An 11,540-nucleotide genomic window follows, 5' to 3' on the forward strand; every position below is an offset into this window, starting at 1 on the left:
TGCTCCCACACCCCAAATTCCCTACTGTAAAGCGATCGCCATCACTTCTTGGGGAATTTGTCGGTAAATTGGTTTTAAAAATTGTTCTATGGCATCCGATTCGGGGGCAGCCAGAGGAAAATTGCCTAAAATGTCGAGAATGGTTTGATTTTCATTCCCCGCAGATTCGACAAGCGGTTCGGCTGAGCTCACCGTCGAAGCCTTACTGCAAGGCGTAATCACAACGAGGGAGGGATCTAGCTCTTCATCGTACTGCCAAAAGCGATCAATAGCACTGTCGGGGGCAGTTTTTTCGACTGCTGCGGGGGGTTCACTGACTGCTAAAGGTTGATTATCAGAGGAATAGGAGCGTTTTTCTCGTAAAGCTTCCAGAATTTGGTTTTTGGTTCGGCCGCGCAGTTGCAAAAGCAGGAAGGGATCGACAATAAAACGATCACCCAATTGATAGTAAACTGCTCCTATGTGTTTGCAGGGGTTGGCTTGATCGGGACAGGTGCAACGAGAGCGAATATCGGCCAGGGAAAAGGGAAATAAATTTACCCCACTATCGATAAAAACACGCTCGATATGATCGGGCATTTGTCCGGTGAGCAATTGAGCGGAATAAATGGCTTTTTTGGAGAGAAGCTTAATAATATAATCCCATTCTTCATCACTAAAAGCCGCTAGGGATAAATCCACTATATAAGGCTCTGGTTCACTGCCTTGTACTCTGGCAATAACTTGCGAGTCTTCAAAGTCAATACTTAAAACATTGCCCTCTCTGGCGTAAAGTCTAGCTCGTTCCAAGCGTTTTTTAAAGCGATAGGAATCGAGTAGTTCCAGCCATTTTTGTACCCACCAAGCTTGTTCTGTCATTTTTTATTTACCCTACAGCGGAGCAGCTTCGTTACCAAGAAAAACGTCAATTCAAAAAGGAAACACATCAGCCTAGAGGCTGGACTAGGAAAGGCTCATCAGGTATATTCTGATCTTTAACAACAACAAATCAGACCCAAAAACCAAGCCCTCAATATCTTAACATAGAACCAAGAAACTTGCTCTACCAACTTGGTCAAGAGGTAAATTTATCTCAACGGCAAATAGCCGTCTTGCTCGGATGTGATCAAAGCACGACCAGAGCGAGAATTAATACTAAATCCTGTTTAGAAAGTATCGGAGAGCAGGCAGCGGGGACGAGGAGAAGGAAGCGAAGAGCGAGTTTTTAAAAGTTAGATTGGAAGTGAATCATGCTATCGTGCTGGGAAGGAAGAAAAAGAATCACCAAACTATTTAAGTAACTAAGCAGAATTAATTACACATATCTAACTCCCATTGCCTTTTGCCTGAGTGCATTTGCTAACCAAGAAGTTAATTTTCTGGCTCTTCTGGTTTCTGTGTGGAAACGGGGTCTATACTGATAGTTTGTTCAGCAAAATAGTCCTAAAAGTCTTTCCAGGTAAATATTTCACGATTCTAAGTACCTAAGCAAAATTAATTACACATATCGAACCCCCTCTTGCCTTTTGCCTCTTGCCTTTTGCCTATCTTTACTAGGAAATTAATTTTGCACGACTACTTATAAGCAAAAATTATCACACAAAGTCGAGAAGAGCCATTTTCTCCTATTACTGAGCAAATGATCTATCAAAACTAAGCTAAGGTGAAATCAATCGAGTGTCTGAAAAACTTTTCCAAGAGATTCCCTTTGACAAAAGAAAAGCGGATCCTTGTGACAAGATCAAAGAGTTTATTGGACATCAAGAATTGAGTGAGAAACTAGGAGCAGATTTTTATTTTGCTATTCTTTATCATTCTTGAGAGAGCGGGATTAAACGAGCCGACTAATGGACTAAGCTAAGACGGATTTAAATCCCTTATTCTTAGATTAGCGGAATCTCCCCCAACCAGAAGTCGGAAAGTTGGGGGGAGTCTTGCCTCTTGTATAAAGACCTCATCTCAGCAGGCAATTTAAATTACGAAAAGCTTAACAATCGTCCTCGAAAATATCTTGACTATCCTAGCCCGAATGAGGTATGCTCTAATAGCCCAGACAGTGATGCAATTCAGACTTAAATTGGCGTATTATAGATGTCAAATTGGCTACGCCTAAAAGTCCTTATTGAAGAAGCTTTCACAAGATGTACAGAGAACCGAGGATTTTAGGCATGAGGACGGAAGACAAAAATCAAAAATTAAATTGTCAGAAATTAGCAGAAGTCTTTTTATCAAATCCTTTGATTGAAGATTGCTATTTTATGGTACGAGAGGATGAATTAGTCGCCTATATCGTTTCCTTTGGAGCTTGGAATTCTGAACAATTGTCCTCCGATTTACAGTCTCAGTTACCGGACAATCTCCTACCTAATATCTATGTGCAAATTTCCAGTTTACCCTTAACCGATAGCGGTGATGTCGATGAAACTGCATTAAAGAATATTGAAATTATCGATAATCATCAAGTTCAGGAAACGGAAGAAAAACTGCGCTCTTTGTCAGATATTGATCAAGTTGCTGTCGTCATGACTTCTAAAAAGAACAAAATTTTACCCCTACATCTATCGGAATTATTGCCCTTAAAAATAGAGAAAAGAAATGATAATCAAAAATCTGAAACCCCGATTCATCTGGGGATTCACACTTCTAACACTCAAGGGGGAATCAGTCACGGACAGCTTTTAGAAGAATCTGAACTTCAACCGAAAACCTTGGCAGAAATTCTCCAAAAAGCTGCTGAAAATTATTCACATAAAGGGATTATTTATATTCAATCTAATGGATCAGAAGTTTTTCAATCCTATCAACAATTATGGGAAGACGCTCAACAAATACAAGCCGGATTACAAAAGCAGGGTTTACAAGCTCAAGATAAAGTAATTCTTCAGCTATCGGAAAACTATGATATCATTTCCGCATTTTGGGGGTGTCTTTTAGGGGGATTTATTCCTGTTATTATTTCAGTACCACCCAGCTATAAAGATTTTAATAATGAAATTCATAAAATCTCTCAAGTTTGGCAGTTGTTAGACGAGCCTATTATTATCACAAATAAATCCCGTCAGCAAGAGATAAAACATTTAGAACAATGGTTGCCTAGTCAAACCTTAAGATTGAGTTTTATTGAAGAATTAAAAACTTATTCTCCCCATCAGACTCATATTAGTCAACCGGATGATATTGCGTTCTTTAATCTAACATCAGGCAGTACAGGAATACCGAAATGTATCTCATTAACCCATAAAAATGTGATCTCTCGTGCGCGAGGAACAAACATTATTTGTGAACATCAAAACGACGATATTATTCTTAATTGGCTTCCTTTTGATCATATTGGAAGTATTTCAGACTGGAATATTCGCTGTGTCGAGTTAGGATGCCAAATGGTTTATGTTCAAACTGAATATATATTAGGTCGTCCTTTGAATTGGTTAGATTTAATTGCTAAATATCGAATTACCCACAGTTGGGCTCCTAATTTTGCCTATAATTTGATCAATGAAGCTTTAAAAAAAGAACCTAATCAAAATTGGAATTTAGATTGTGTCAAATTCTTTTTGGCAGCGGGTGAAGCTGTTTCTGGCCAAGCAGTTGGAGAATTTATTAACAAACTTCATCTTCAATATAATCTGAAAAAAACGGCGATGCGTCCTGCTTTTGGTATGGCAGAAATGGGGTCAGGAATTACCTATTATCAGCCGACAGAACAACAGCCATTACTCTTTCATACGGTTGATAAATCTTCCTTGAATTCTTCCTTAAAACGAGTCCATCCTGAACATCCCAATGGTGCAACTTTTACGGATTTAGGATTACCCATTCCGGGGATATCGATTAGAATTGTTAATGCTGATAATTCCCTATTACCAGAAGAAACCATTGGTCATTTACAAGTTAAAGGACATCCAGTTTCACCTGGGTATTATAAAAACCCAGAAGCGAATCAAGACGCTTTCTTAAAAGATGGCTGGTTTAAGACAGGAGATTTAGCATTTATTAGTAACGGTCATTTAGTCATTACTGGAAGAAGTAAAGAAACCATTATTATTAATGGAGTGAATTATTATAGCCATGAAATTGAAACTGTAGTGGAAACTATTGAAGAAGTACAAGCGTCCTATACCGCCGCTTGTGCTGTTTATGATCCTAGGAATAGTACCGATCAATTAGCTTTATTTTTTAGTGCAGAAACTTTGGAACACCAGCATCTAGCAGAACTTCTGAAAAAGATTAGACGAAAAGTAATTAACAGTTTTGGCGTTAATCCTGAATATTTAATACCCTTAAATAAAACGGAGATTCCTAAAACTTCTATTGGTAAAATTCAGCGATCGCAATTAATAAAACGGTTTGGAAATGGAGAATTTAATTCTATTTTAAAAGAAATAGATATTTTGTTAGAAAATGCTCAAACCCTTCCTGATTGGTTTTACCAGAAAGTTTGGAAACCTCGATCTCCAGTTAACTTAAAACCAGAACTTTCCAAGTGTTGTACTTTAATTTTTCTGGATTCCTTGGGTTTAGGAGCATCTTTGGCAGAAAAAATCGAAGGTCAAAACTTACCCTGTATCACGGTTTTAGCAGCGGAAGAATTTTCTCAAATCAGTCAAAATTGCTATACCCTCAAACCCGGGACAGCTAATCATTATCAACAGTTAATGGCATCTTTATCCGAGCGAAAAATTATCCTTAGCAATATTATTCATCTGGGGACTTATCAAGACTATCAGGGAGAAATTTCAACAATTGAACAGTTAGAAAAAGCACAAGAGCGCGGAATTTATGATTTATTATTCCTAGTTCAAGCCTTAGCTAAAATTCATGATTTTAACTCAAAAATTCAATTGCTATTTGTTTCCAGTTATAGTCAATTTGTCATAGAAACCGATGAAATTGCCTATGAAAAATCTCCAGTTTTAGGACTGATCAAAACCCTAGCTCAAGAACTTCCTTGGTTAAATACTCGTCATGTTGATTTACCTCTGAATCAAACCGAAATTAATCTCAGTTATCTGCTGCAAGAACTATCCGTTTTATCCAAGGAAAGAGAAATTGCCTATCGCAATGGGAAACGTTTAATCGCAGGTTTGGAAAAAGTTAATTTACTTCAACACACCCAACAGGAATTACCCTTTAAATCAGGGGGAATTTATCTGATTACTGGAGGACTAGGGGGGATTGGCATACAAATTGCTCAGTATTTGCTCAAAAATTATCAAGCTCGTTTACTGTTAATTGGAAAAACACCTTTACCAGAAAAACACCTTTGGAGTGAGTACCTCAAAACCGAAGATCAATTATCCTTAAAAATAAAAAATCTCCAAGCTTTAGAAAATCTTGGGGGAGAAGTAATTTACCAAGCGGTAGATGTGGCTAATTTCCCTCAAGTTAAACAGACTGTAGAACAGGTGAAAAAACAATGGCAAGGAGAACTTAATGGGGTGATTCATCTGGCTGGAATTTACAAAGATTGTTTACTTCTGGACGAAACTCAAGACGGTTTATCGACAATTCTTCGTCCTAAAGTAATAGGAACTTGGGTTTTACATCAACTCCTCAAAGAATCTCAGGGAATTTTTATTAGTTTTTCCTCCTTGGCTAGTTTTTTTGGAGGAGCGGCTTTGGGTTCCTACGCGGCGGCTAATAGTTTCCTTGAGTCTCTGAATACCTATCAAGAATCTAAGAATTTGTTCCCCAGTTATTGTTATAGTTGGACAACTTGGCAAGAAACCGGGATGAGCCAAGGTTATCAGATGCAATACATAACCCGATCTCAAGGGTATTATGATATGACGGTGCGGCAAGGTTTAGACTCATTTCTAACGAGTTTATATCACAACCAAAGACAATTAATAATCGGTTTAGATGGGAGTAGTAGCAAGATTAATCGTTTCACATCTGGGTCGGAAGGATGCCAAAAGTTAACGGCTTATTACACCCGTAAATCTACAATTCAATCGGTCAATCTACCTGATCATGTTAGTCTAAAAGATCGATTTGGAACGTCCTATCAATGTCCCCTGGTGCTGCGACAATCTCTCCCTATTAAGGATAATGGAGACATTGATAAGCGGCAGTTACTCAGGGAACTCCAAGGCAAAGAAAATAACGAATTGATAGCACCCAGAACGGAAGCTGAACGTCAAGTTGCTAACATTTGGCAAAAGGTGTTAAATTTATCTCAAATTGGAATTCATGACAATTTCTTTGAACTAGGAGGACATTCTTTACTGGCGAGTCAAGTCATTTCTCGTTTACGCGATGTTTTCTCGGTAAAATTGTCGTTGCAAAGTTTGTTAGAATATCCAACCGTTGCCAGTTTAACTCAAACGATTGAGGTGCTTAATGTAGCCAAAAATAGTCACAGTGTATCCAAAAGTGGTAAAGTTATGACAACAGCCTCAGAAAATTATGAACAAGGAGAATTATGAAAATAGCTTAACTAAAATTTAAGCTTTTCAGAGCCATTTTGGAAAAAATGTAAAAAATTGTATCCATCACTAAAATTTATCATCCAGAATGTGCTATGAATAGCCAAACAGTCTTTTTATGGAGTATGTAAGCGGTTGCTCCCATAGCAACTGATTTTAACAATAACCACCTACTCCCTACCATTGATAATTTTTGTTTGGTCTATATTGTTTAGTCTTTGAGGGTACTTAAATTTATGAAAAACGTTGATTATATCTCTCTCTAACAGTAGCTCAAGCTAGAGCTACTGTACTCAGCCAAATATCACCCCCATTCCAAAAATACCAGAACATTAATTAAGGAAAAGGATACTATTGATGAAAGTCGCAGAATTTTTATCTTACTTAAATAGTTTAGACATCAAGCTTTGGCTTGAGGAAGAAAAGTTAAAATATCAAGCTCCCCAAGGAGCAATGACACCAGAAATTAAGCAAGAAATCGGGACAAGAAAACTAGAAATTCTCACTTTTTTAAGAAGTGCAACAACACCATCTAAACCCCTTGAATCCGTAATTAATAGCGTTGCCCGAACTGAAGATTTACCCCTATCTTTTTCTCAACAGAGAATGTGGTTTCTCTATCAGATGGATCGGCAAAATTCGGCTTATAATGAAGCTTTAACCATCCGTTTAACGGGACGCTTAAACATTGATATTTTAGAGCAAACGATTAATGCTATTATTCAACGCCATGAGAGCTTACGCACAAGCTTTCCAATGGTTGAAGGAAAACCTATTCAAAAAATTGCTCCATTTCTAAAGATTAAATTATTAGTTATTAATTTAAAAGATATTTCCCAAGATCAAATTGATAAACAGATTATTGAAGAACTACAAAAACCCTTTGATTTAACTCAAGCTCCCCTATTACGATCTACTCTGTTTGATCTGGGATATGAAAATTATATTTTAGTTAACGTTTTCCATCATATTATTATCGATGGTTGGTCAAAGGGCATTTTATTTAAAGAATTATCTAAATTTTATCAAGCATTTTTATCTAATTCAACCGTAGATTTACCCGAATTAGCCATACAATATGCGGATTTTGCGGTATGGCAAAGACAATGGTTACAAGGTGAAATCTTAGAAAATCAGTTAAATTATTGGAAAAAACAATTAACGGCTGCTCCTCCTTTATTAGAACTTCCAACCGATAAACCCCGTCCAGCTACTCCCAATTTTCGAGGTCATAGTATCTCGTTTCAAATTAACTCAGAACTCACCGAAAAACTGAAACTGTTGAGCCAAAAGTCGGGGGGAACCTTATTTATGACCTTACTGGCTGCTTTAAACACTTTACTCTTCCGTTATAGTGGTCAAGATGATATTTTAATCGGGACACCCACCGCCAACAGAAACCGACAAGAAATTGAACCTTTGATTGGTTTTTTTGTCAATACTTTAGTGCTGCGGAATTCCCTAGAAGGAAATCCGACTTTTTCGGGATTATTACAGCAAGCTCGGAATGTTGTTTTAGAAGCGTATGCTAATCAAGATGTCCCCTTTGAGCAAGTGGTTGATGGGTTAGAAATCGAACGAAGTTTAAGTTATAATCCCTTATTTCAGGTTATGTTTGCGCTGCAAAATGCCCCCCTCAATGCTTTAGAATTACCTGATTTAAAGGCTCAATATTTAGCCGTCGAAAACCAGAGAATTAAATTTGATCTCAGCTTAATTTTAGAAGAAATCGAAACCGAAAAAGGAGCTTATTTAGAAGGTTTTTGGGAATATGATAGCGACCTATTTACCCCTGAAAGAATCACCCGCATGGTGGGTCATTTCCAAACTTTGTTAAAAGGAATTGTAGCCAATCCTCAGCAAACCGTCGGGGAATTACCTTTACTAACTGAACCAGAAAAACAGCAATTATTAGAAGACTGGAATCAAACTCAACAAGACTATCCTCAAAATCTATGTATTCATCAACTATTTGAAGCGTGGGTAGAACAAACACCAGATGCTATAGCACTAATTTTTAAAGGCGAACAGCTAACCTACCGAGAACTAAACAGCAAGGCGAACCAATTAGCAAACTATTTACAAACCTTGGGGGTAAAACCAGAAACACTGGTGGGCATCTGTATCGAACCTTCCCTTGAAATGATAGTAGGGATTTTAGGTATCCTGAAAGCAGCTGGCGCTTATGTTCCCATAGACCCTACTTATCCATCTGAGCGTATCGCTTATATGCTCGATGATTCGCAACTAGCAGTTCTATTGACTCAGGAAAAACTGGTCACCTCGTTACCACAGCATCAAGCACAAGTAATTTGCTTAGATTCCGATTGGAAAGAAATCTCTACCGAAAGTAAAAGTTCCCCTATCACTAGCCTAACACCAGAGAACTTAGCTTATGTCATTTACACTTCTGGCTCAACCGGAAAGCCGAAAGGAGTTCTCGTTGCTCATCGAGGATTGTGTAATCTATCCCAAGCACAAATCAAGCTATTTAACGTGCAGCCAGATAGTTGTGTCCTTCAGTTTGCATCCATTAGCTTTGATGCTTCTATTTCGGAAATTGTCATGGCTCTTTGTGCGGGGGCAAGGCTTTATCTGGGAACGCGGGAAGAACTACAACCAGGACAACCTTTACTGGAACTGTTACAAGAGCAGGAGATTACCCATTTGACTCTTGTGCCATCAGCACTCGCCGCTCTGTCCAGTGAGAACTTGCCAGCATTGCAGAATATCATTGTTGCGGGAGAACCCTGCCCTCCTTCTTTGGTTATTCAATGGGCTAATGGACGGCGTTTTTTTAATGCTTACGGGCCAACGGAATCCACTGTCTGTGCTACAGTTGCACAATGCTTTGAAGACATGGATATGCTGCCCATTGGTCGTCCGATCGCCAACACCAAAATCTATATTCTTGATCGCTATCTCCAACCCGTTCCTATTGGTGTTCCTGGGGAATTACATCTTGCCAGCGTTGGATTAGCTAAAGGATATCTCAACCGTCCAGAGTTAACCGATTCTAAATTTATTGCTAATCCTTTTAGTCAAAAACTCAGTGATCGCCTTTACAAAACCGGTGATTTAGTTCGTTATAGAAACGACGGACAAATTGAATTTGTGGGTCGCATTGACAATCAAGTTAAGATTAGAGGTTTTAGAATCGAATTAGGGGAAATTGAAACCATTCTCAATCAACATCCCCAAGTTAAAGAAGCGATTATTATTGCCAGAGAAGATCAACCCGGTGTTAAGCGTTTATGTGCTTATGTGATTGCCTCTCAAAACTTAACTGTTTCTCAATTGCGTCTATTTTTGCAAGAAAAGTTACCTCAATATATGATTCCTGCTTTCTTCGTTTTGTTAGACGCTTTTCCCCTAACTCCTAATGGTAAAATCGATCGTCGCGCTCTCCCACAACCTGCACTAGAATTAGAGAATAAAGCTGCCATCAATTTTAGCCCAGGTACAGAAACAGAACGCATTCTCGCTGCAATTTGGCAAAGGGTTTTAGGATTTAAAACTATTAGTATTAACGATAACTTTTTTGAATTGGGAGGAGATTCTATCTTAGCCATTCAAATTATTGCTCAAGCTAATCAAGCGGGATTACAAATTACTCCTAAACAATTATTTAGTCATCAAACTATCGCTCAATTAGCCACCGTAGCGGAAACAACTACTATCACTGAAATTGACCAGGGATTAGTTACAGGTGAAGTCCCGTTAACTGCGATTCAAAAATGGTTTTTTGAACAAAACTGGCCCGAACGTCATCACTTTAATCAATCTATCTTGTTAGAGGTTCCCAATAATCTACAACCAGATTTATTAAAACAAACTATTTCTAAAATACTCTATCACCATGACGCTTTGCGGTTACGGTTTGTGCAACAAGGAGAACAATGGCAACAAAATCACAGCGATGATTGCAATAATTTCGCTTTTGAAAAGGTGGATTTATCCCATCTATCTTACCATGAACAATTGACCAAGATCGCAGAAATTTCTGAGGTTCAACAACGGGTACTGAATTTAGAGGAAGGCCCCTTAATGGCGGTGGTTTTCTTCGCCTTGGCTGAGAGGGGAAAAATGTTAATTGTGATTCATCATTTAGCAGTAGATGGAATTTCTTGGCGGATTATCCTCGAAGATTTCGTCACAATTTACCAGCAATTAGAAAACCAAAAGCCTCTGCAACTTCCTCCTAAAACCAGTTCTTTTAAAACTTGGGCTGAGGAACTGCAAAACTATGCTAAAACCCCAGAGTTTTACGCTCAATTCAAGTATTGGCTAAACCGTGATTTTTCATCGGTTTTTCCTCTTCCTGTAGATATTCAGGGGGATACACAATCTAACATTGTTGCCCATGCCAAAACGGTTTCTTTCACCTTAACCGAAGAACAAACCCGCTTACTCTTACAGGAGGTTCCGCAAGCTTATAACACCCAAATTAATGATATTCTATTGACCGCTTTAGTCCAAGCTTTTGGCCGTTGGACAGGAAGTTATAAGCTTTTGCTTGACATGGAAGGTCATGGAAGAGAGAATGTAATTGAATCCGTGAATTTATCTCGAACTGTGGGTTGGTTTACCAGTATTTTCCCCGTATTTTTGACCTTAGAAAATCTTCACCATCCCGGTGAATGTCTCAAGTCCATTAAAGAGCAATTACGACAAATTCCGAATCGAGGATTTGATTATGGAATTGGATATTATCTCAACTCAGATTTAACAATTCAATCCCCGTTAAAAAACTATCCAAAAGCTCAAATTAGCTTTAATTATTTAGGTCAATTTACCAGCCATCAAATCGGCGAGATAGGCTGGAAATTATCTCAAGCATCCAGTGGTTCCATTCATAGTCCTTTGGGACAACGTTCCCATTTAATTGCGATTCATGGAATTGTGGTTGATGGGCAACTTGATATAGAATGGCAATATAGTGAGAATTTTCATCATCAAACAACGATCAAAAATTTAGCCGCCGCCTATCGAGATTCTTTAGAAAGCCTGATTAACCATTGTTTATCGGTAGAAGGAGGCTATACTCCATCGGATTTTCCCGATGCGGATCTTAATCAGGTAGAACTAGATGAACTGCTTTCAGAACTCGATTTTTAACCTCAACTTAATGTT

Annotated in this window: 3 protein-coding genes and 1 pseudogene; 3 read left to right on the forward strand and 1 reads right to left on the reverse strand. The window is 38.3% G+C overall.

Features of this window, described 5'->3' with window-relative positions:
- Window positions 1-21 precede the first annotated feature (21 nt).
- On the reverse strand, window positions 22-858 hold the full coding sequence (locus tag ACE3JL_RS11025) for an SWIM zinc finger family protein (protein ID WP_271989464.1): 837 nt from the start codon (window positions 856-858) through the stop codon (window positions 22-24).
- Between the two features lie 786 nt (window positions 859-1,644).
- Here ACE3JL_RS11025 and ACE3JL_RS11030 point away from each other — a divergent pair.
- From ACE3JL_RS11030 to ACE3JL_RS11040, 3 genes and pseudogenes are all read left to right on the forward strand, one after another.
- Window positions 1,645-1,837 (forward strand): annotated as a pseudogene (locus ACE3JL_RS11030) (IS30 family transposase); the annotation flags it as partial.
- Window positions 1,838-2,147: 310 nt separating this feature from the next.
- Window positions 2,148-6,407, forward strand: coding sequence for an SDR family NAD(P)-dependent oxidoreductase (locus ACE3JL_RS11035; protein ID WP_375329606.1), 4,260 nt, complete (start codon window positions 2,148-2,150; stop codon window positions 6,405-6,407).
- A gap of 357 nt (window positions 6,408-6,764) precedes the next feature.
- Window positions 6,765-11,525: an amino acid adenylation domain-containing protein gene (locus ACE3JL_RS11040; protein WP_375329470.1), complete on the forward strand. Its 4,761-nt coding sequence runs from the start codon at window positions 6,765-6,767 to the stop codon at window positions 11,523-11,525.
- Window positions 11,526-11,540 lie beyond the last annotated feature (15 nt).

The organism is Microcystis sp. BLCC-F210 (assembly GCF_042134685.1).
Lineage (GTDB): Bacteria > Cyanobacteriota > Cyanobacteriia > Cyanobacteriales > Microcystaceae > Microcystis > Microcystis aeruginosa_D.

Bases quoted from the DNA above. Each gene is read 5' to 3' on its own strand.
- ACE3JL_RS11025 (WP_271989464.1), bottom strand. From the start codon at position 858: ATGACAGAACAAGCTTGGTGGGTACAAAAATGGCTGGAACTACTCGAT.
- ACE3JL_RS11035 (WP_375329606.1), top strand. From the start codon at position 2,148: ATGAGGACGGAAGACAAAAATCAAAAATTAAATTGTCAGAAATTAGCA.
- ACE3JL_RS11040 (WP_375329470.1), top strand. From the start codon at position 6,765: ATGAAAGTCGCAGAATTTTTATCTTACTTAAATAGTTTAGACATCAAG.